Genomic DNA, 21,715 nt, shown 5'->3' on the forward strand with positions numbered 1-21,715 from the left:
CCAAAGACAAGGACGGCTGCGCCGTCCGCGCTATCCTTCCCCGCCCTGAACGGCGGGGCTTGTCGCGCACCGGGTCAATGGGAACTAGCCCGCCCGGCAGCGAAGCGCCTGCTATGCTTGCGGCTCCAGTGAGTTTTACAGCGAGGAATTTCCATGAGCATCGAGCGCTTCAGCGTTGGCAAACGCATGTCTGAAATGGTCGTCCACGGCGGCGTCGCCTACCTGGCCGGCCAGGTAGCAGAGGATCCCAGCCAGGATGTCGCGGGCCAGACCCGCCAGGTGCTGGCTGCCATCGACAAGCTGCTGGCTGCCGCCGGCACCGACAAGACGCGCATCTTGCGCGCGCAGATCTTCCTGGCCGACATCAACGACTTCGCCGCGATGAACTCGGTGTGGGACGCCTGGGTACCTGCCGGCCACACGCCCGCCCGCGCCACGGTCGAAGCCAAGCTGGCAGCACCGGAATACAAGGTCGAGATCGTCGTCACCGCGGCGGTCTGACGCTCCTAGGCGGCCTCAGCGCGGGAGGGCCAAGCCTGCGCCCAGCGGGTCTTGCCGGTAGTAATGCGCCAGCAAGGCGTACCATTCGGGCATCTCTTGCCGCAGTGGCTCCGGGTGTACGAAGAACGCCTCGGAGCTGACTGCGAAGAATTCGGCCTCGTCCGTGGCGGCATACGGATCCAGCGGCAATTGGGCGTACCACGGGTCGGCTTCCGCCGATTCGGGATCCACGTCCGGAGGTATCGCCGCCTCGACCGCGTCCAGGCGCTCCAGCAGCGCGTCGAAACTCCGTTCCAGCACGCTGCGCCACAGCCTGGGCTTGATTTCCGGGTGCGCGTGCAGGCTGGGCATGCCGTCGGCCGCGCCGTCGTACAAATCAAGCTTGTGCGCAAATTCGTGTATGACCACGTTGAAGCCGGGCGGGCGCTCCTCGCCCGGCCCCGCATCTTCCCATGACAGCACTACGGGCCCGCCGTCCCAGGCTTCGCCCGCCGCTTCCTCGACGTATTCGTGCACCACGCCGTCCTCGTCGACGTCTGTGCGCGGAATGAGGAATCCTCCCGGATAGACGATGATTTCAGACCAGCCTTCATAAAGGCCGGGATCCAGGTTCAGGATGGGCAGGCAGGCCTGCACGGCGATCGAGAGACGGATGGAGTCCGTCAAGACCTGTCCGCCGGCTCCGGTCATGGCTTTGCTGGCGAGAAACCAGGCGACCCGTTCACGCAATGCCTCGCGCTCGTTCTCTGTAAGCCGTGCCAGGAAAGAATGCGAGGTCAGCGTATCGGCCCATAGCCCGGCATCGATGCGCGCCTGTATTTTCGCCACGCGGCTTTTCGAGGCGCCGCGGGCAAACAGCCATCCCAACATACAGTCCGTCCAGGGTGGAGAAGCCGTTAGCGTACCGCGTCCACGCACGATGCGCAGGCCGGTCCGGCCTGCTTTCCCGGCGCGAAGCACTGGCTCGGGCCTTTCGCGCGGCTACTCCTCCTTGGCGGGGCGCCAGGCGGTGAAGCGGGCTTCCATCCATACGACCGCTGCGTATAGCAGCAGCCCCAACGCAGACAAAATGAACAGCGCGGCAAACACCCGTACCGTGTCAAACATGCCCTGCGCGCTCATGATGACGTAGCCCAGTCCCCGCTGCGAAGATACGAACTCGCCCACGATTGCGCCCACCAGTGCGAGCGAAATGGCGATTTTCATTCCACTCAGGATGGAGGGGAGGGCGCACGGCAGGTTGACTTTGGTGAATACCTGCCACCAAGACCCGCGCAGGACGTGCGCGAGGTCGGCGACGTCCGGGGGCACCGAGCGCAGGCCGTGCACGGTGTCCACGATGATGGCGAAGACGGCGATCAGGAATGCGATCGCGATCTTCGGTTCGGTGCCCGTTCCCATCCAGATCACGAATAGCGGCGCGATCGCGACTTTGGGTACGTTATTGAGCGCCACGATGAGCGGATACAGGTAGCGCTCGAACAGCCGGGAGCTCACCAGGATGGCGGCGATCAACACGCCCAACACCACCGACAGGGCGAATCCGGCCAACGTGGTCATCAAGGTGAACAGGGAATGGTCCAGGTACCAGTCATGGGCATCGATGATTTCAGCGAGGATCTGGGTGGGCAGAGGCAGCACGACGGGCTTGACCTCCAGCCAACGGCCGAGTACTTCCCAGGCAATGAGGAAAAGCAGGCCAGAAAGGGAGCCGGCGGCGATGGCGTGGGCGTGGCGGGCTCCCTTCATGCCTTGCCCTCCATGAGGTTACCGCTTGCGGGTGCGTTGTCCCGTTCCTTGAAAATACCCATTTGCTGGAACAGGTCCCGGATCTCGGCGACGTAGTCGCCGAACGCTTTCGTTTCGCGAATCGACAAAGGCCGCGGGCGGGGCAGGTCGATCCGCAAAGTGCGGGCGATGCGTCCCGGACGTGGCGAGAAAACCATGACTTCGTCTCCCAGGAAAACGGCTTCGGCAATGCCGTGCGTGACGAACAGCACGGTGTTGCGCGTGGACATCCAGATCCGTTGCAGCTCGATGTTCATCTGGTCGCGCGTAATCGCGTCCAGCGCGCCGAACGGTTCGTCCATCAGCAGCAGGTCAGGATCGTCGATCAGCGCCCGGCATATTGCCGCGCGCTGCCGCATGCCGCCCGACAGTTGGTGCGGATAGCGGTCGGCGAAGTCCGCCAGCCCGGTCATGGCCAGCAGCTCCTCGACTTTGTCGCGGTACTGCGCTAGCGGCTTGCGGGCGAACTCCACGGGCAGGAGGAGGTTGCGGCGGATGTTGCGCCATTCCAGCAACGCGTCGCGCTGGAACACGAATCCTATGCCCTCCGGCGGGCCGTTCACCTCGCGTCCGCGCACGCGTAGGCTGCCGCTGGTAATGCGCTCGATGCCGCCGACGCAGCGAAGAAAGGTGCTTTTGCCGCAGCCGCTGGGGCCGAGGATGCTGATGAAGCGGCCGGCGGGAATGTCAACGTCAACGCGTTCGAGCGCCGTAACACCATGTTTGCCGGGAAAAACTTTTCGAACTGCTTGGGCCTCGATGATCGAGCGGCCGTTCACTGATGAGTCCTCCTATCGGTCGTGCGTTTCAACTGGGTACGGGGGGAAGCGGGCCGCAGGCGGCGTTTCCCCCCGGTGGGCCGATCATCGGGCGGGGAGCTGGACGTAGAACGACGAACCGGGGTTCGTCGAACCGATCAGGCCGACGGAAGAGAGGGTCTTGACGGCGTTGTCCCACTCTTCCGGGATGAGGGAGCCGACGGGCGTGGCGGGAGAGATGGCAAGGAAAGACTCCAGCGCATCGATCTGCCCCCGCAGCACGCTCGCATCCAGTCGCGCCTGGCGCCGTTCGGCCAGGATCGCTTGGACTGCCTCGTCCTGGTGGCCGTCGTAGATGTATTTCCACGCCCGGGTGACTACGGCGGCAAAGCGTGCGAGGACTTCCGGGCGTTGCTTGAGCTTGGATTCACTGGCGAAGAGCCCGAAGCTCGGCATGTGCAGGCCGTAATCAGCGAACGGGATGCCGATGGAGGGGCGCTTGGCCGACACCGCAGGCAAGAAGAAGGGGATCGTCGAGAAGGCGGCGTCCGTGCGACCGACGGCGTAGGTCGTGGCCTTGCTGGCCGCATCGACGTTGACTAGCTCCACGTCTTTACGCTGCACGCCTCCGGCCGCCAAGAAGGCGTCGATGAACGGCGCCTCGAGCGAACCGGCGGTATAGGCGACGCGCTTGCCCTTGAGCTGCGCAGGACCCTTGATGCCGCTGTCGGACGGCACCAGCATGCCGACGTCGCTGCGGCGAGCGTAGACGGCGAGGGCCTTCACCGGCAGCCCCTTGTCGCGCGCGATCATCATGCTGGCGAGCGCAGCATGGCCCACGTCGAACTGGTCGTTGCTGCCTACCAATTGCACGGTCGCCACCGAGCCGTTGCCGTCTTCGAGCGAGACGTCCAGGCCGGCCTCGTCGAACCACTTTTTCTGCTTGGCCAGGTGGAAGGGCGCATGAACGCCCCATGGCGTCCAGTCCAGCTTGACTTTGACGGCATCCGCCGCCGAAGAAGGTACGGCGAAGATGGCGGAGCAGAGCAAGCTCGCGCCCAAACCGAATTTCACTAGCTTCTCAACGCGATGAACAGTCATGGTCGGCCTCGATGTGAGGTGAAGGGTCAACGGCAAAAAAGCAAACAACATGCCATTAGTTAGTATGCTGATCATATTTATTCAGCCTACTGCATAATTTGACGAAGGTTGATGCGGGGAAACGCGAGGTTTCTTGCGGAGAGGAGGAGGCGGGATGGGATCCCGCGGGTCGGCACCAGCTTGGTGAGGCCGCGCGCCCGCGGTGCACGGGCCTGCTGACGATGCGATCAGCGAGAGCGACCGGTCGGAGCGTTTAGGGCGATAATCCAGGATTGGGCGCGCCAGCGATGGCTGCCCTGGGGGCTGTGGCGCCGCCGGGAAAGCGGGGCGCATCCCAACATACAATCTCCGCTTGGCGGCTTGCCCGCCGGAGCATGGCGCCGACGTCGAGCCAGGCCGGTGCAAAGTGTACGACCATGAACGAATCCCCTCGCGCTTCCGACCCGTTGTCGGCGATTTTCGGCCCTGACTGGCAGCAGGCGGCCCATGCCGGCTTGTCGGAGCAGGCGTCCCAGGAATTGAGCAGGGCGCTTGAATGGTCGCTCCCGCGCTATGCGCGCGAGCCCGCGATCGCCGATGGGGAAGGCTGGGCCGAGCATGCCGCCGGGGTGGTGACGGTTCTCGCCGGCCTGCAGGTAGACGGGCACACCCGCATGGCGGCGCTGCTGGCGTATGCCGTGGACGATCACGAGATCAACCCCCATCATTCGAATAAAGACGCCGTCACGGTGCAGTTCGGTGCCGAGGTCGCGCGCCTGGTGCATGGCTATCGCGCGCTCATCAGGTTGGGCCAGGTCACGCGCGATGCGAGCGACGCATCGGCCGGCAGCGGTGCGCAGGCGGAGATGCTGCGCAAGATGCTCCTCGCGATGGCGGCCGACCTGCGCATCGTGTTGATGCGCCTGGCTTCGCGGCTGCAGACGCTGCGCTGGCATGCCCAGCGCAAGGTGCCGCTACCCGAGGCCCTGGGCCGGGAGACCCTCGAACTCTACGCACCCTTGGCCAATCGCCTGGGCATCTGGCAGATCAAGTGGGAAATGGAAGATCTCGCTTTCCGTTTCCTCGAGCCGGCGCGCTACAAGGAAATCGCTGGCCTGCTGGAGGAAAAGCGCGTCGAACGCGAAGCCTTCATCGCAGACGCCATCGCGCGCGTGCGCCAGGCGCTGGAAAACGCGGGAATTTCCGCTGAAGTCACGGGGCGGCCCAAGCACATCTACAGCATCTGGAACAAGATGCGCAACCGGCGGCTGGATTTCGCCGATCTTTACGACCTGCGCGCATTGCGCATCATCGTGGACGACATCCGCACCTGCTATACGGTGCTCGGCTTGGTCCACCATTTGTGGACCCCGGTGCCCAACGAGTTCGACGACTACATTTCCCGCCCCAAGCCCAATGGCTACCGGTCGCTGCACACGGTGGTCTACGACCATGACGGACGCCCGTTCGAGGTCCAGATACGCACGCGCGAAATGCACCAGTTCGCCGAGTTCGGCATGGCGGCGCATTGGCGCTACAAGGAAGCGGGCGCCAAGGGCGGACAGGTGAGCGCCGACTCCGAGTACGACCGCAAGCTGAGCTGGATACGGCAGCTGCTCGCGTGGAAGGCGGACGTGCAGGTGGACGACCAGCTCGGGCAGACGGCGCTCAATTCGCTCTCGGACAACATCTACGTGCTGACGCCGCAGGCGCGCGTCATCGAATTGCCGCCCGGCGCGACGCCAGTGGATTTCGCCTACCAGGTGCACACCGACCTCGGCCACCGTTGCCGGGGCGCGCGCGTGGATGGCGTGATGGTGCCCCTGAACACGCGCCTGGTCACGGGCCAGACGGTGGAGATCATCGCAGCCAAATCCGGCGGGCCGTCGCGCGATTGGCTCAACCCGCAGCTGGGATATCTCGCCAGCCAGCGGTCGCGCGCCAAAGTGCGCGCCTGGTTCAATGCCATCGACATCCAAGAGCGCATCGCCCAGGGCCAGGCCATGCTCGAAAAAGAGCTGCAGCGGCTGGGCAAGACCGCCACCAATCTCGAATTGCTGGCGCAGCAGCTGGGATTCGCGTGCACGGAGGATTTGTACGTCGCGCTGGCCAAGGACGAGTTCAGCCTGCGCCAGGTTGCGGCCGCCTTTGAGGCTCCGCCCGAAGATGCTGCGCCGGACCTATCCGCACTGACGCGCGACAGCCGCCCCGAGAGCGCGGTGCACGCGGGCAAGAGCGGCGTCCTGGTGGTGGGCGTGGATTCGCTGCTGACGCAATTGGCCAAGTGCTGCCGGCCGGCGCCGCCCGACCTCATCTCGGGATTCGTGACCCGCGGGCGCGGCGTGTCCATCCATCGCTGCGATTGCAAGAGTTTCCGCGAGCTGGCCAAGCGCGAGCCCGAGCGGGTGATCGACGTCGCCTGGGGAGACACCCGGGATGCGGTCTATCCGGTGGACATCGTCGTGCTCGCCAATGACCGCCACGGCCTGCTGCGCGACATTTCCGAAGTCTTTGCGCGCCAGCGCATCAATGTCATCGGCGTCAACACGCAAAGCCGGCAAGCCATCGCCCGCATGGTGTTCACGGCCGAGGTAGGCAACGGCGACCACCTCGCCCGGGCGCTGGCCGGCATACGCGAAGTTCCCGGCGTGCTGGAAGCAGATCGACGCTAACCGGGCTCCGCGCCCGTGACGAGTTCGCGGGGGGCGTTGCGGGCGAGCCGGTAGGCAACCCAGTCATCGTGGTCGATGGGCACCGCCTCGCCCACCAAGCCGGGGTTGATGGGGTAATACTGGCAGTGCAGGCTGCGCTCGCCGATCCACAGGTCGATTCCGCGGCGGACGAACAGCGTGTCTTGGGCCGGGTCGTATTCCTCGACTTCGTCCATTGCGGCCAGCAGTGCTTCGTCCACCGCGTAGACTTCGCCCCGCACGCGTCGGCCAGGTGCGGCCTGTTCGATAAGCCCGGGCCAATCCCCGAAATCCACCATCCGGCCGGGCACGGACGACATGCCGAGGTAGGCCGGGGCGGGCAATCCTCGGCGTTGCGCGAGGCGGTAAATGTCGTTGATTTCGCCGCGCCTCAATGTGCCGTAGACGAAAACGTAGTGCATGGTCAGGGCTTTTTCGAAGTGGGAGGGCCGATGGGGCGCCCGGCGAGGCAGAGTTCGCCGGTTTGCAGCGCGTCGAGCGTGCGCAGGGCTTCCTCGGGGTTGCGGCCCACTCTCAGATTATTGACCGAGATGTGTTGGATGGTGTTGTCCGGATCCACCAGGAACGTGGCGCGCAACGCCACGCCTTCGGTGCGGTCGCGGATGCCGAGTTGGTCCACCAGCGCGCCGGCGCTGTCCGCAAACTGGTAATGATTGAGCCGGGAAAGCGCAGGATTTTCGCGCCGCCAAGCGAGCTTGGCATATTCGCTGTCGAGCGAGCCTCCCAGCAAGACGGCGCCGCGTTCGGAAAACTGGTCGGCCAGCGCCGCGAAGGCGGCGATTTCACTGGCGCAGACCGCTGAAAAATCTTTGGCGGTGAAATAAATGACCTTCCATTTGCCTGGGAACGATGTCTCGCTCAGGGTCTCGAAGGCCGAGGCGCCGTTCTCTTCTGGCTCGTTGAAGCCCGGCTTGACGCCGTGGACCTTGAAGGGTTCGAGCTTGGTACCGACGGTTTTCATGATCGTTCCTCGCAGTGTGGCCGGGCGCGCTGGCGGCCGGCTAGGGCCGGACCGCTACTTGGCGTCAGCGGATTTTTGTGAGGAAGCCGGCAGGGTGATGCGGGCAGTCAGGCCGCCGCCCTCCCGGTTAATCAGGTTCAGGGTACCACCGGCGCGCTGCAACAGTCTCTTGACGATGGCCAGCCCCAGCCCCGCGCCGCCCGCATTGGTGCGTGCGTCCGAGCCGCGCGTGAACGGCCGCAGCAGTCGCGGCACATCCTCGGGCTTGACGCCCGGCCCGTGGTCCGATACCTCGATCAGTATGTTGTTGCCCTGTTGGCGGACCGTCAATTCGATATGAGGAGGCTCGCCGGGCTTGTGTCCGTAGCGGCGGGCGTTTTCGAGCAGGTTGCTGACGGCGCGTTGCAGGTCGGCCGAGGCGATGCGCGCCCACAGATTGGGCGTGATACTGGCTTGCAGCGAGCCGCCCAGCGTCTCCGTGTGGCTGCACTCGCGCTCGACCAATTCGGCGATCAATTCCGACACATTGTGATTGCGGTCCGGCGCGCTCGCCGGCCGGGCGTATTCCATGAATTGGCCGATGGTGCGGTCGATCTGGGCGAGATCTTCGTCCACGGCCGCGCGCGCGGTTTCCGAAACGCCGCTTAGTTCGATTTCCAGGCGCAGCCTCGCAAGTGGCGTGCGCAGGTCGTGCGAGATCCCGGCCAGCATCAGGGCGCGGTCGGCTTCGGCACGGTCAAGCTCTTCCACCATGCGGTTGAAGTTGGTGTTGACCCGGCGAATCTCTTCGGGCCCGGTCTCGGGCAGCGGAGGCGGCGTCTCGCCGCGCGACAGTGCGAGCGTCGCCCGGGAAAGGCGCGACAGGGGCCGGTTGACGAAGCCCACGATGACCGCGGCGCCCAGCAGCGACAGGAGCAGGGCGGCCGCACCCCAGCCCAGCCATTCCACCCCGGGCACCCGTTCCGCCCGGTCGCGTTCGACGACCATCCAGTAGTCGTCATCGTCGATGGAGAAACTGACCCACAGGCCGGGAATGCGGTTGACCTCCCAGGCGACGATGGTCTCCGGCCCCAGGCGCGCGATGATCTGCTCTTCCACGCGCTGCAGGACCTGCCTGTCGGGCAGCCGCACGGTGACGTCGTCTTTCTCGTGCGGGTAGATTTGAATGCCCTCGTTGGTGGCCAAGTCGAGCAGCAGGTAGCGCCGCTCCTGCGGCGCCGAGTGGATCAGGGCTGCACGGGTAATGTTGACGACGGTGACGATTTGCTGGGCGACTTGTTGCGCCCGGGGCTCTATCTCCATGCTCCGGAAAGCCTGCAGCCATGCGGCCAGGCTCGCCGTCATGAGCACGGTGAGCAAAAGAAAGGTCCGGCTGAACAAACCCAGCCTGGACGCAACGCGCAGGGCGACCGACATGGATGCCTAGGAGCGGATCAACTGCCCCCGTCTGGTACGAACACGTAGCCGAGGCCCCATACGGTCTGGATGAACACCGGCTTGGCAGGATCCGGTTCGATCAGCTTGCGCAGTCGCGAGATCTGGACGTCCAGGCTCCGGTCGAACGCTTCATATTCGCGGCCGCGGGCCAGCTCCATCAGCTTGTCGCGGGAGAGCGGGATCTTGGGATGCCGCGCGAACACCTTGAGCACGGAGAACTCGCCCGTGGTGAGCGCAACCGGTTCGTTGTCGCGGGTCAGCGTGCGGGTCGCCAGGTTCAGCACGTAAGGGCCGAACGTGACCGACTCGTTGTCCTGGCTCGGCGCGCCGGGGTGCTCGTCCGGTCCGCGGCGGCGGAGCACCGCGTTGACGCGCGCGAGCAGCTCGCGCGGATTGAACGGCTTGGGCAGGTAGTCGTCCGCCCCCATCTCGAGGCCGACGATGCGGTCGACGTCTTCGGCCTTGGCCGTGAGCATGATGATGGGCGTACTGTCCCGCGCCCCCCGCAGCCGACGGCAGATCGACAGGCCGTCTTCGCCAGGAAGCATCAGATCCAGCACGAGCAGGTCGAACCTCTCGCGCTGCCAGAGTTTGTTCATCGTCTGGGCGTTTTCGGCAACCCAGACGGAGAAACCTTGCTCGGCGAGGTAGCGGCGCAGCAGATCGCGTAGCCGCACGTCGTCGTCGACGACAAGGATTTTTTTGGGGGCGTTGGCTAGTGACATGGCGCGAATGGTGATGACATGGCGCGAATGTAACGGAGGCTCCCCGATCAATCCAGGGAGGGACATTGGTTGTTACATAAATGGTCGGTTGGACACTTCCGCGTCTATGATGATGTCATGCGTCCATCGTATGATTAGTACGTGAACAAAATATCCGATTCCACGCGTACTGCCAGTTTCACGACGCTAGCGCTCGGCGGATTGGCGGTCATGATAACGGCCTTGGCGGCTGCTGCGGCCTACGGGCAGGTCCGTGAGCGCTTCGCGCGCACGCCCGCCCTGGAATCCGGCCGGCGCATTTCCGGAACCATGGTGAGCCAGGTCGAGAACGCCGTCAAGGAGGCGAGCGGCCAGGTGAGCGCGTCGCAGGCGCAGGGCACGTCCGGCGTGCTGCGCGCCTCGATGGATCCTTGGGCCGGGCCCGTCGCTGCGGATGAGCGGCTGCAGTTGCCGCGGAGGCTGTCCTCGGAGGAGCGCCTTCTGCTGCGCCAGGAGATCCAGCGCGCCACCGAGGAAGTGTACGGGCCGTATCGCCGGCAGAAAAACTGAGCTCCCGCCTGGTCGCCGTCGCCGGCCGGGCTTGGGCTCCCCTTGGCCTGCAGGCGATGCCGCCCGTGGTGCTTGCGCCTGGGCTGTCACGTTCACCCGGGGCGATGCCGGCTTGCTTCTGGACTTACAATCGCAAGCCATGGCGCTGCATATTCTTTCCCTCGAAACTTCTTCTGCCTGTTGCGGTGTCGCGCTCTTGCGCGCGGACGAGACAGGCGCCGTCGACCTCTACTGCCGGGAGCACGTGGGCGTGCAGGAGCATTCGGCCAGGCTATTGCCCATGGTGGAAGAGGTCTTGGCGGAGGCTGGCATCGCCCGCTCGGCCCTGGATGCCATAGCGTTCGGCCAAGGGCCCGGGGGCTTCACCGGCTTGCGGGTGGCATGCGGCGTTGCACAGGGGCTAGGGTTTTCCCTCGGCCGGCCGCTGGTGCCAGTGGTGTCGCATGCGGCCGTGGCCGAGCAGGTCGAGGATGATGCCGGGCGCGCCTTGGTCGTGGCGATGGATGCGCGCATGGAGGAAATTTACCTGGCCGCATACCGGAAACGGGACGAAGGCCGGCTGGAAACCCTGATCGCCCCTCAATTGATGGCTTGCGCCGGGCTCGAGTCCTGGATTCGCGCGCAAATCGCGCAGCTGGCCGACGGTGCGTCGCTGCTGCTGTGCGGTGATGGGGCCTGCGCCTATCCGCACGCTTTTTCGGGTTTTGCCTTGCATGAGCGGGGCGCACCCGAGCGGCCCACGGCGGCTTCGGTTGCCCGGCTGGCGCACGCGGCATTTCTGCGCAATGAGACCGTTGCACCGGAGCTGGCGGCGCCGCTGTACGTGCGCGATAAAGTGGCCTTCACGACCGTGGAACGCCAGGCCGGGGCGGGCGGCAACCCGCGCGTTTCGGCGCCGGCGGGGCAACCATGAACGCGGTGCGCGGCGAGGTCGACGTGGCGAGAATCCTCGCCGATTGGGCGCAGGCATGCCGGCCCATGGATGAGGCGGACCTGGACCAGGTCGATGCCGTCGAACGGCAGATCTATTCGTTTCCCTGGACGCGCGGCAATTTCGCCGACTCCCTGCGCTCGGGCTATGACGCGTGGGTGGTACACGACGGCACGCGATTGCTGGGTTATTGCGTCACCATGCTGGTGTTGGACGAAGCGCACCTGCTCAACATCAGCGTCGCGCCGGCCGCCCAGGGCTTCGGGCTTGGCCGCCGGCTGCTGGGATGGGTGGAACAGCGCGCCGTTGCGCAGCATGCGCGCAGCCTGCTGCTCGAGGTGCGTCCATCCAACCTCATCGCCAAGGGCATGTACGAGCGCGCCGGCTTCGAGCGCATCGGCGTGCGGCGCGGATACTATCCCGCGGCGCGCGGCAGGGAGGACGCCATCGTGATGCGCAAGATGCTCGCTGCGCCGGACGGAGGGCCCGCACATGGCTGAGCGCAGCCCGAGCGGGATGAGCCCGGTCCGCCGGGCGTGGTTGCGCGAACTCGGCATCGAGCGGCTGTGGAACCTGCCCGGGCCCGTACTACAGGCGCCGGTCCCGGGAATTGTCCAGGCAGGCGTGCAGGACGATGCAGGCGCCGTGCAAGGCGCCGAATCGCCCATGCGGGACGTTGCGGCTCCCGTCCTGAGGACAGAGGCTGAGGCGGCCGAGGCGCCTGCGGCACTCGATCCGGAGCAGGCATGGGCGGCCCTGGAAGAGGAAGTTCGGCATTGCACGGCCTGCGGGCTGTGCCAAGGGCGCACCCAGACGGTTTTCGGCACCGGGCCGCGACACGCGCGCTGGATGCTGATCGGCGAAGCGCCCGGCGAGCAGGAAGACAAGCAAGGCGCTCCGTTCGTGGGCCGTTCGGGCAAGCTGCTCGACAACATGCTCGCCGCCATTTCCAGGTCGCGGCAGGTCGACGTCTTCATCGCGAACGTCATCAAATGCCGCCCGCCAGGCAATCGCGACCCGCTTCCGGAGGAGGTGGCGCGGTGCAGTCCCTTCCTGATGCGGCAGATCGAATTGATCCAGCCCGAGTTGATCTTGGTGCTGGGGCGGCTTGCCGCCCAAACCTTGCTCGAAACGGATGCGCGCATCGGCAGTTTGCGGGGCAAGGTGCATACCTTGTCGCTGCACGGCCGCTCGGTGCCAGTGGTGGTCAGCTATCACCCCGCCTACCTGCTGCGCAGCCCCGCCGAGAAAATCAAGGCATGGCAAGACTTGCGGCTTGCCGCGTCGGTGGGCGGCGCTTGAGGTGACCCCTTCGGCCGGCGTCGGCGCAGCTCAATCGTGCCGCAGCGCGGTGCCGTGGGCGCGGCTGCCGATGACCTGGTCGAGCTCGGGATGCTTGCGGTGATTGTGGCGGTTCCAGGCCATGATCAGTAGCATGAGGCCGGCCACCAGCGTGCCGAAGATGATGATGATGGTGTTGATGTGCATCTCCATGCCCAGCATGATCGAGTAGATGGCCACCATCAATAGGATGTTGAGTTGTTCGTTGAAGTTCTGCACCGCGATGGAGTGTCCGGCGGACAGCAGGACGTGGCCACGGTGCTGGAGCAGGGCATTCATGGGCACGACGAAGAACCCGCCCAAGGCCCCGATCGCGATGAGCAGCGTATAGACGAACCACGGCTCATAGGCGAGCGGCATCAGCATCACGACCAGGCCCATGACCACGCCCATGGGCAGAACCGCCAGTGCGTGGCGCAGCGGGACTTTGCCGGCCAGCACCGCGCCCAGTATGGTGCCGATGGAGGCGACGCCCATCAGGATCGACGCCTGGTTCAGCGGCAGGTCGAGCTGGACTCGGCCCCATTCGATCACGATCAATTGCAGCGTCGCGCCCGCTCCCCAGAAAAGCGTGGTGACCGCGAGGGAGATTTGCCCGAGCTTGTCGCGCCACAAGGTGGCGACGAAACAGCTGAACGTCGTGAGCAGTTTGACCGGGTTGCGTTGCTGTCGGGGATAGGTGACCCCGGTGGAGGGGATGAGCAGGTTGAAGAAGGCCGCGACGAGGTAGATCAGGGCAATCGCCATGATGGCCGCCTCGGCCGGCGTCTGCAGCCTGGGGCCCAGCACGTTCGCTTCGAGCGAGAGCAGCCAGGCCGACACCGTGGGGCTGATCAGCGCACCGCCAAGGACCACTCCCAGGATGATGGAGACGACGGTGAGCCCCTCGATCCAACTATTGCCCTTGACCAGTTGTTCGGGAGGCAGCAGCTCGGTGATGATGCCGTACTTGGCGGGTGAATAGGCGGCCGCGCCGATGCCTACCAGCGCGTAGGCGGCACAGACGGTGTAGACCTGGTGCGTGGGCGCGAGCCCAAGGCTCGCGTGCCCGAACATCAATAGGCAGCCGATGATCTTCACCGCATTGGTGGCGAACATCACCTTGCCTTTGGGAAAAGAGTCGGCGAAAGCTCCGACGAAAGCGGCCAGCAGGACGTAGGCGAGGGCGAACGACCACTTGATCATGGGCGTCATCCAGTCGGGCCCTTCCAATTGCTGGATCAACGCGATGGCGGCGATGAAAAGCGCATTGTCGGCGAGCGACGAAAAGAACTGCGCTGCCATGATCAGGTAAAAGCCGCGTTTCATCGGTGGGGGAGACTCGTGTGCCTGTGAGTGGATCCAAAAGTGCCGCACTCAGGGGGCACTGCGGCAGGATGCGTGGCGCGCATCGTAGCGCACGATTTATAGCATGCGGATAAGGGACGCTTTCGATTGCGTCCCGCGCGATCCGATGGTACTTACCCGCGGATGTTGCTGCTTTGGGGGAATTCCTGGAGATGGACGGCCGGTTGAGGCTCCCATCCCGGCTTGCGGTGCTCGGCGATGACGTTGGTGAAGATGCCGCCGCGCACGTACCACTTGGCCGTGATGCGCATGAAGCGGGGCGACAGTGCGCGCACGAGGTCGTCCAGGATTTCGTTGGTCACGGCTTCGTGGAATTTGCCTTCGTTGCGGAAGCTCCAGGTGTAGAGCTTGAGGCTCTTGAGCTCGACGCAGAGCTGGTCCGGAATATAGTCGATCACCAGCACGGCAAAGTCCGGCTGGCCGGTCATCGGGCACAGGCAGGTGAATTCTGGCACCTCGATATGGATCTGGAAATCCCTCCCGGGGCTGGGATTGGCGAAGGTGTCGAGATTCTTGCTGGGTTGAGAAGGCATGTGCTTGCGTCTATACGTAACGAAAGTGAAAAAAAGGCCGCGGCGGCGGCGCCACGCGTATCCTGCCGATGCCCCTTTGGTATTATACGAAGCATTGAATCGGCCGCCCGCGCGGTCCCATGCGCGCGCTTGCCGGCAGGGCGGCGCAGGTGGCCAGGCATAGCAGCCGCCACTGCGCCCAGGGCCGGCATGCGGTGGCGCCGGCCCGTTCGCCCGCCTGTTTTGGTGTCGTCTATCGATTCCTTTCCCAGCCCCTTTTAATCGAAGCTTTGTTTCCCGGTGCGACTTACCCAGATCAAACTCGCAGGTTTCAAGTCGTTCGTCGACCCGACGTCCATCCATGTGCCGAGCCAGCTGGTCGGGGTGGTGGGGCCCAACGGCTGCGGAAAGTCCAACATCATCGATGCCGTGCGCTGGGTCCTGGGCGAATCCAAGGCCTCCGAACTGCGTGGCGAGTCCATGCAGGACGTCATCTTCAACGGCTCGGTCAACCGCAAGCCGGCGGCGCGCGCATCGGTGGAGCTGGTGTTCGACAACTCCGAAGGGCGGGCCGCAGGTCAGTGGAGCCAGTACAGCGAAATCGCCGTCAAGCGGGTACTGACCCGCGACGGCACGAGCAGCTATTTCATCAATAACCAGCAGGTTCGCCGCCGCGACATCCACGACATCTTCCTGGGCACCGGGCTCGGCGCCCGCGGCTACGCCATCATCGGCCAGGGCATGATTTCCCGCATCATCGAGGCGCGCCCCGAAGAATTGCGGGTATTCCTCGAAGAGGCCGCAGGGGTGTCGCGTTACAAGGAGCGGCGCCGGGAAACCGAAAACCGCCTCTCCGACACCCGGGAGAACATGACCCGCGTGGAAGACATCCTGCGCGAGCTGGCCACGCAGCTCGAAAAACTCGAAGCCCAGGCCGAGGTCGCCCAGCGCTACAAGAGCCTGCAGGCCGAGAGCGAGCAGAAGCAGCGGTTCCTCTGGCTGCTCAAGAAGCGCGAAGCCGATGCCGACCGGGCGCAATATGCGCTGGCCATCGAGCAGGCCCAGGCGGACCTGGAAGGCGCGACCGCGAATTTGCGCAAGCTCGAGGCCGAGCTCGAGGGCACGCGCCAGGCGCACTATGCCGCCAGCGACGCCGTGCACGCCGCCCAGGGCAGCCTGTACGAGGCGAACGCCGAGGTGAGCCGGCTCGAGGCCGAAATCAAGTACGTGGTCGAGGCGCGCAACCGCATGCAGGCCCAGCTGGCCCAGCTGCAGCAGCAGATCGCGCAGTGGAGCGAGCAGCATGAGACGGGGGGCGAGCAGCTCGCCCAGGCCGAGGAGGACTTGGCCGTGGGCGAGGCGCGCGCCGAAGAGGCGCGCGTGGTTGCCGAAGAGGCCCAGGCCCAGCTGCCTGACATCGAAGCCAAGGTTCGCGATGCGGCCGCGGGGCTTTCCGAGCTGCGCAGCGCCTTGTCGCTGGTGGAGCAAAACCTTGCGCTGACCGCCCAAGAGCAACGCGAAGCCGATCGCCAGCTCCAGGCGCTGGCGCAGCGCCGGGAACGGCTGGAAGCCGAGGAGCGCAATTTGCAGCGCCCCGATCCGGCGCGGCTGGAGCAGCTCACCGGAGACCTCGCCGATACCGAGCAGCGCGTCGCTCAGGCGCAGCAGGAGCTCTCGGCCCTGGAAGAACAGCTGCCCGTGGTCGATGCCGCGCGCCGCCAGGCCCAGGAAACGGCGCAGAAGGAAGCGGCTGCCGTGTCCCAGATCGAGGCGCGACTCTCGGCCCTGACGCGCCTCCAACAAGACGTCCAGAAACAGGGGGCGCTGCATCCCTGGCTGGAAAAGCACGAACTGACCCAGCTTGGCCGCCTGTGGCAAAAGCTGCACATCGAGCAGGGCTGGGAAACCGCGCTGGAAGCCGTATTGCGCGAGCGCCTGGGCGCCCTGGAGGTCAGCAACCTCGACTGGGCCAAGGCGTTCTTCAACGACGCGCCGCCGGCCCGGCTCGCTTTCTACCAGTTGCCGCCCGCGTCCGCGCCGGCGGCGGCCCCCGCCGCGCTCACGTCGCTGGCCTCGCTGCTGCGCATCAGCGATCCCGGCCTGCGCGCGCTGATGAACGATTGGCTGCGCGACGTGTACGTCGCCACTGACGCATCGCAGGCGCTGGCCGGGCGTGCCCAATTGCCCGAGGGCGGCTATTTCGTCGTCAAGGAAGGCCACCTCGTTGGCCGGAACTGCGTGCGTTTCTACGCTCCCGATTCGGAGCAGGCCGGCATGCTGGCCCGCCAGCAGGAGATCGAGAACCTCCAGCGCCAGGTGAAGGCCCAGCAGCTCATCGCTGATGAGGCACGCTCGGCTGTCGCGAGGGCCGAAGCCGCCTATCAGCAGGTGGCCCAAGCCTTGCCCGCCTCGCGCCAGCGCCTGGCCGAGGTCACGCAACGCCTGCATGCCATCCAGCTCGAGCACACCCGCCTCGCCCAACAAGCGGCGCAGATGGAAGAACGTGCCGCCCGCATCCAGGAAGAGCGCGCGGAGTTGGAAGCCCAGGAAGAAGAGATCCGCATCCGCAAGGAAGAGGCGGAAGCCCGCTTCGAGACCCTGGATGCCGAACTGGGCGAAAAACAGTCCGCCTTCGAAGAGGCGCAAATGGCGCAAGAGCAGCGCGAACTCGAGGTCCAGCGCGCGCGCGAGCGCCTGCGCGAGCTCGAACGCGCCGCCCAGGAGGCCAGTTTCGCCGAGCGCGGCCTGCGCGCCCGCATCGATGAGCTGCGCCGCAACATGCAACTCGCCAGCGAGCAAAGCCAGCGGGCGGCGGCCGAAGCCGAGCGGGTGCAGCAGGAACTGCAGGTGCTGGACGACGCCGCGGCGCAGGCCGGCTTGCAGGCTGCGCTCGAACTGCGCAGCGAGCGCGAGAAGGTACTCAACCTCGCCCGCATCGAAATGGATACGCTGGCCGCTCAGCTTCGTGAGGCCGATGAGCGCCGCATGACGCTGGAGCGTTCGCTCGAACCCCTGCGCAGCCGCATTACCGAACTGCAGCTCAAGGAGCAGGCCGCGCGGCTGGCCCAGGAGCAGTACGCCGAGCAGCTGGCAGGCGAGGAGCTGGACCTGGCGGCCTTGGGCGAACAGCTCGACGCGCTTCCCAAGGAGTGGCAGCGCCCGTCGTGGCTGCAATCGGAGCTGCAGCGCCTCTCGCGCGAGATCGATGCCCTGGGGGCGGTCAACCTGGCCGCGCTCGATGAATTGAACGCCGCACGCGAGCGCAAGACCTATCTCGATTCCCAGCATGCCGACCTGCAGGCGGCCATCGATACGCTGGAAGACGCGATCCGCAAGATCGACCGAGAGACCCGCCAATTGCTGCAGGAAACGTTCGACACCGTCAACCGCCACTTTGGAGAACTGTTCCCCTCGCTGTTCGGCGGTGGGGAGGCCAAGCTGGTGATGACCGGCGAAGAAATCCTCGATGCGGGGGTCCAGGTCATGGCCCAGCCCCCAGGCAAGCGCAATAGCACCATCCACCTGCTATCCGGTGGTGAAAAGGCCTTGACGGCGACTGCGCTGGTGTTCGCGATGTTCAAGCTCAACCCGGCGCCGTTCTGCCTGCTCGACGAAGTCGATGCACCGCTGGACGATGCCAATACCGAGCGCTATGCCAATCTGGTTCGCCGCATGAGCGAGCAGACGCAGTTCCTCTTCATCTCGCACAACAAGATCGCGATGGAAATGGCGCACCAGCTAGTGGGCGTGACCATGCAGGAGCAGGGCGTTTCGCGTATCGTGGCGGTCGACATCGATTCGGCCATGCAGCTTGCCGCCGAGGCCGCCTGATGAGCCGCCGGCCCAGCAGGCATCTTTTCCATCACGCCCGTCATCGGGAACACACTCATGAGTGATCTACAAATCGGTCTCATCGCCCTAGGCGTTTTGGCCATCGTCGTCGTGCTTGGACTGAATTGGTGGCAGGACCGCCGTGCCCGCAAGCAGATCCAGGACGGTTTTGCCAGCAGCGGCAAGGATCCCTTGCTCCATGGTGCAGAGCCCAGCCTGCCGTCGGGCGCGCGCAGGGAGCCTGCCCTGGGCAGCCTGGCCGGCGGCCAGGACGGCGATGCTAATGTCGTCGGCGGCATCGAGGCCCAGGCCGAATCCGTCACGGCGGATCACGACAAGGAAGAGGTCGACGAGGCCTGCGAAACCGTGATCGATGTCTCGTTCCTCGAGCCGGTGCCTGGCGAGGAGCTCGCGGCTTTTACCCAGGGCATACGCCATGCCGGCCAGAAACCGCTGCGCGTCTTTGCCGAAACCACGGACGGGCTGCATCGCGCCGCCATCCGCAACGGCGAGAACTACGCGTCGGTGCAAGTCGCCGTGCTGCTCGCCAACCGGAGTGGTCCGCTCACGGCCGGCGAATGGGCCGAGGCTCTGTCGCGCGCGCGGGTGTTGGCCGATCGCTTCGACGGCACGGTGGAGGCCACCGACACGCAGGCCGTGCTCGATTGCGCCAATAAGTTGGACGCCGTTTGCGCCGCGCTGGACGCACAGGTGGGCTTGACCTTGGTCGCCAGCAGCCGCCGCTGGTCTTCGGGGGATGTGCTGACGGCTGCGCGCGAGGCCGGCTTCTCGTCCATCCAGGACGGCCGGTTGCCGTGGGTGGACCAGGACGGTGCCGTGCGCTTCACGCTTGGCCGCAGCGACGGCGTCTCGCTGGGTTCTGCCGGGCCGGCCACCATCGGCCAGCTCAGCGTGATCCTGGACGTGCCGCGGGCGCCCGCCAACGAGCACGCATTTACCCAGATGGCGAAAGTCGCCCGCGGGTTGGCTGCCCGCCTCGAAGCCACGGTGGTGGACGACAACGGTCGTCCCCTTGCCGACGGCGCAGAGGCGGCCATCGATAAGCAGCTGCAGCTGTTGTACGCCAAGCTCGAGCAGTCCGGCCTGAAGGCCGGTTCGGTGCGGGCGCTGCGGGTATTCGGCTAAGGCGGGTGCCGGGGCTTCGATGACGTCTGATATCGACCGGGAAAACGAGGCCAAGCGCCGCGCTGCCGAGCTGCGGCAGGAGTTGGCCCTCCACAACCACCGCTACTACGTGCTCGACGATCCGCTGATCAGCGACGCCGAATACGATGCGCTGTTCGCGGAACTGGTCAAGCTCGAACAAGAGTTCCCGCTGCTGGCCACGCCGGATTCCCCCACCCAGCGCGTGGGGGGCGCGCCGCTCGCCGCCTTCGGCACGGTGCGCCATGCCGTGCCCATGCTCTCGTTGAACAACGCCTTCGATGAGGAAGACGTCGTCGCGTTCGATAGGCGCGTGCGGGAAGGGCTGGAGACCGACGCCGAAATCGAGTATGCGTGCGAGCTGAAACTGGACGGCCTGGCCGTGAGCCTGCGCTATGAGCAGGGCCGGTTCGTGCGTGCCGCCACGCGGGGCGACGGCCAGGTCGGCGAGGACATCACGGCCAACATCCGCACGATACGCTCGATTCCGCTGACGCTCATGGGGCCGGTGCCGGAAGTGCTGGAAGTGCGCGGCGAGGTCTTGCTGTTCCGCAAGGACTTCGAGCGGCTCAACGATGCGCAGCGGGAGGCGGGGGAGAAGGTCTTCATCAACCCCCGCAATGCCGCGGCAGGCAGCCTGCGCCAGCTGGACCCTCGCATCACCGCCAAGCGGCCGCTGCGGTTCTTTGCCTATGGCTGGGGCGAGATACGCGGCAGCCTGCCAGGTGCCGGGCAGGCCGATGCCGACGCGCCGCCGTTCGATACGCACATGCGCATGCTGGACTGGTTGCAGGAACTGGGCCTGCCGGTCAACCGCGAGCGGCGCCTCGCCAAGGGTGCGGCGGGACTCCTCGAGTTCTATCGCCGCGTGGAAGGGCTGCGCCCCTCGCTGCCTTACGACATCGACGGGGTGGTGTACAAAGTCAACGCCATCGGGTCGCAGCGCAGCCTGGGCTTCGTCTCCCGCGCGCCGCGCTTTGCGGTGGCCCATAAGTTCGCGGCCGAAGAAGCTACGACCGAGTTGCTTGACATCGAGGTCCAGGTGGGGCGGACCGGCGCGATCACCCCCGTGGCGCGGCTCAAGCCCGTGTTCGTGGGCGGCGTGACCGTCACCAACGCAACGCTGCACAACGAGGATGAAATCGAGCGCAAAGACGTGCGCATCGGCGACACCGTGGTCGTGCGGCGGGCCGGAGACGTGATCCCCGAGGTCGTCACCCCGGTGCTCGACAAACGGCCCCCCCACGCGCGCAAGTTCGTCATGCCGACGCATTGCCCCGTCTGCGGGTCGGCCATCGAGCGGCCGGAGGACGAGAGCATTGCGCGCTGCACGGGCGGCCTCTTTTGTGCTGCGCAGCGCAAGCAGGCGCTGTGGCATGCCGCCCAGCGGCGGGCCTTGGACATCGAGGGCCTGGGCGAGAAGCTGATCGACCAGCTGGTCGAGCGCGGCCGCGTGCGCACGTTGGCGGATCTCTATACCTTGACCGAAGAGGAATTGGCCGGGCTGGACCGGATGGCCCAGAAGTCGGCACGCAACTTGGTCGAGGCCATCCGTGCCAGCCGCACGCCGCCGCTGGCGCGGTTCCTGTTCGCGCTCGGCATCCGGCACGTGGGGGAATCGACGGCGCGCGACCTGGCGCGCCATTTCGGAAGCCTGGAGGCGGTGATGAACGCCAGCGAAGCGGAACTGCTCGCGGTGCCCGACGTTGGGCCCGTCGTGGCCGCCTCCATCTACCGCTTCTTTGCCGAGCCGCATAACCGGGAGGTCGTGGAGGCGCTGTTGCGCAACGGCGTCACGCCGGGCACCGAGGCCGTGGTCGATCGCACGGCCGGCCCTATCGCAGGCAAGATTTTCGTCCTCACGGGTACGCTGCCGACCATGACGCGCGAGGAAGCCGCCGAGCTGATTCGCGCCGCCGGAGGCAAGGTGACGGGCTCGGTTTCCAAGCGGACGCACTATGTCGTCGCCGGCGCCGATGCGGGCAGCAAGCTCGCCAAGGCGCAGGAGCTGGGCATCGCGGTGCTCGACGAAGACGGCCTGAAAGCGTTGTTGCAGTCGTGAAAGAGCGGGTGGAGCGC

At 65.8% G+C, this 21,715-nt stretch carries 19 protein-coding genes; 9 read left to right on the forward strand and 10 right to left on the reverse strand.

From position 1 onward, the window contains the following. The first annotated feature begins 153 nt into the window (after positions 1–153). Positions 154–501, forward strand: coding sequence for a RidA family protein (locus Q0319_RS02950; protein ID WP_296463264.1), 348 nt, complete (start codon positions 154–156; stop codon positions 499–501). A gap of 15 nt (positions 502–516) precedes the next feature. Here the strand turns inward: Q0319_RS02950 and Q0319_RS02955 are convergent, their stop codons facing one another. From Q0319_RS02955 to Q0319_RS02970, 4 genes are all read right to left on the reverse strand, one after another. Continuing rightward, complete coding sequence (locus Q0319_RS02955) at positions 517–1,371, reverse strand: M90 family metallopeptidase (RefSeq protein ID WP_296463266.1); 855 nt, start codon at positions 1,369–1,371, stop codon at positions 517–519. 111 nt (positions 1,372–1,482) lie between these two features. Then, entirely contained in the window at positions 1,483–2,250 is a 768-nt protein-coding gene (locus Q0319_RS02960) for an ABC transporter permease (RefSeq protein ID WP_299450785.1), read from the reverse strand. Next, positions 2,247–3,068 (reverse strand): ABC transporter ATP-binding protein, encoded by an 822-nt coding sequence (locus Q0319_RS02965; protein ID WP_296463272.1) that lies wholly within the window; start codon positions 3,066–3,068, stop codon positions 2,247–2,249. Before Q0319_RS02965 ends, Q0319_RS02960 begins: the two co-directional genes overlap by 4 nt. An 84-nt stretch (positions 3,069–3,152) precedes the next feature. Further along, positions 3,153–4,148 carry an ABC transporter substrate-binding protein gene (locus Q0319_RS02970; RefSeq protein WP_296463274.1) on the reverse strand — a complete coding sequence of 332 codons (996 nt, stop codon included), beginning with the start codon at positions 4,146–4,148 and terminating at the stop codon, positions 3,153–3,155. A 416-nt stretch (positions 4,149–4,564) separates the two neighbouring features. On the opposite strand from Q0319_RS02970, the gene Q0319_RS02975 reads away from it, so the two are divergent. Beyond that, a complete protein-coding gene (locus tag Q0319_RS02975; protein ID WP_299450787.1) occupies positions 4,565–6,799 on the forward strand; it encodes a bifunctional (p)ppGpp synthetase/guanosine-3',5'-bis(diphosphate) 3'-pyrophosphohydrolase in 2,235 nt (744 codons plus the stop codon). Here the strand turns inward: Q0319_RS02975 and Q0319_RS02980 are convergent. Genes Q0319_RS02980 through ompR form a run of 4 tightly spaced genes read right to left on the reverse strand, consistent with a single transcriptional unit; the run spans position 6,796 to position 9,961 of the window. Beyond that, positions 6,796–7,239 carry a gamma-glutamylcyclotransferase family protein gene (locus Q0319_RS02980; RefSeq protein WP_296463278.1) on the reverse strand — a complete coding sequence of 148 codons (444 nt, stop codon included), beginning with the start codon at positions 7,237–7,239 and terminating at the stop codon, positions 6,796–6,798. The genes Q0319_RS02975 and Q0319_RS02980 overlap by 4 nt on opposite strands. 2 nt (positions 7,240–7,241) lie before the next feature. After that, positions 7,242–7,799: a peroxiredoxin gene (locus Q0319_RS02985; protein ID WP_296463280.1), complete on the reverse strand. Its 558-nt coding sequence runs from the start codon at positions 7,797–7,799 to the stop codon at positions 7,242–7,244. A 54-nt stretch (positions 7,800–7,853) separates the two neighbouring features. Next, the gene (locus Q0319_RS02990; RefSeq protein WP_299450790.1) at positions 7,854–9,215 is read right to left on the reverse strand and encodes an ATP-binding protein; all 1,362 of its coding nucleotides are present in this window, start codon (positions 9,213–9,215) and stop codon (positions 7,854–7,856) included. 17 nt (positions 9,216–9,232) lie between these two features. Beyond that, complete coding sequence (ompR, locus tag Q0319_RS02995; protein ID WP_296463285.1) at positions 9,233–9,961, reverse strand: two-component system response regulator OmpR; 729 nt, start codon at positions 9,959–9,961, stop codon at positions 9,233–9,235. Between the two features lie 141 nt (positions 9,962–10,102). Here ompR and Q0319_RS03000 point away from each other — a divergent pair, with 141 nt between their 5' ends. The 4 genes from Q0319_RS03000 to Q0319_RS03015 all read left to right on the forward strand — a co-directional run bounded on the left by Q0319_RS03000 (position 10,103) and on the right by Q0319_RS03015 (position 12,743). Next, entirely contained in the window at positions 10,103–10,510 is a 408-nt protein-coding gene (locus tag Q0319_RS03000; protein WP_296463287.1) for a hypothetical protein, read from the forward strand. Positions 10,511–10,622: 112 nt separating this feature from the next. Beyond that, a complete protein-coding gene (tsaB, locus tag Q0319_RS03005; RefSeq protein WP_299450794.1) occupies positions 10,623–11,423 on the forward strand; it encodes a tRNA (adenosine(37)-N6)-threonylcarbamoyltransferase complex dimerization subunit type 1 TsaB in 801 nt (266 codons plus the stop codon). Beyond that, positions 11,420–11,941 (forward strand): ribosomal protein S18-alanine N-acetyltransferase, encoded by a 522-nt coding sequence (gene rimI / locus Q0319_RS03010; protein ID WP_296463290.1) that lies wholly within the window; start codon positions 11,420–11,422, stop codon positions 11,939–11,941. Before tsaB ends, rimI begins: the two co-directional genes overlap by 4 nt. Beyond that, the gene (locus Q0319_RS03015; protein WP_299450796.1) at positions 11,934–12,743 is read left to right on the forward strand and encodes a uracil-DNA glycosylase; all 810 of its coding nucleotides are present in this window, start codon (positions 11,934–11,936) and stop codon (positions 12,741–12,743) included. The genes rimI and Q0319_RS03015 overlap by 8 nt, the downstream gene beginning before the upstream one ends. Before the next feature lie 30 nt (positions 12,744–12,773). Here Q0319_RS03015 and lplT read toward each other — a convergent pair whose 3' ends face one another. Beyond that, entirely contained in the window at positions 12,774–14,090 is a 1,317-nt protein-coding gene (gene lplT / locus Q0319_RS03020) for a lysophospholipid transporter LplT (protein ID WP_299450798.1), read from the reverse strand. 152 nt (positions 14,091–14,242) lie between these two features. After that, positions 14,243–14,662 carry a preQ(1) synthase gene (gene queF, locus Q0319_RS03025; protein ID WP_296463294.1) on the reverse strand — a complete coding sequence of 140 codons (420 nt, stop codon included), beginning with the start codon at positions 14,660–14,662 and terminating at the stop codon, positions 14,243–14,245. Between the two features lie 279 nt (positions 14,663–14,941). Between queF and smc the strand changes: the two genes are divergently transcribed. The 3 genes from smc to ligA are packed head-to-tail and all read left to right on the forward strand — an operon-like array spanning position 14,942 to position 21,698. Then, positions 14,942–18,472 carry a chromosome segregation protein SMC gene (smc, locus tag Q0319_RS03030; RefSeq protein WP_299450801.1) on the forward strand — a complete coding sequence of 1,177 codons (3,531 nt, stop codon included), beginning with the start codon at positions 14,942–14,944 and terminating at the stop codon, positions 18,470–18,472. A gap of 57 nt (positions 18,473–18,529) precedes the next feature. Continuing rightward, complete coding sequence (locus Q0319_RS03035) at positions 18,530–19,618, forward strand: cell division protein ZipA C-terminal FtsZ-binding domain-containing protein (protein ID WP_299450803.1); 1,089 nt, start codon at positions 18,530–18,532, stop codon at positions 19,616–19,618. A 19-nt stretch (positions 19,619–19,637) separates the two neighbouring features. Beyond that, positions 19,638–21,698 carry an NAD-dependent DNA ligase LigA gene (ligA, locus tag Q0319_RS03040; RefSeq protein ID WP_299450805.1) on the forward strand — a complete coding sequence of 687 codons (2,061 nt, stop codon included), beginning with the start codon at positions 19,638–19,640 and terminating at the stop codon, positions 21,696–21,698. Positions 21,699–21,715 lie beyond the last annotated feature (17 nt).

This window comes from uncultured Pigmentiphaga sp., assembly GCF_937950555.1.
Classification (GTDB): Bacteria; Pseudomonadota; Gammaproteobacteria; order Burkholderiales; family Burkholderiaceae_B; genus Pigmentiphaga.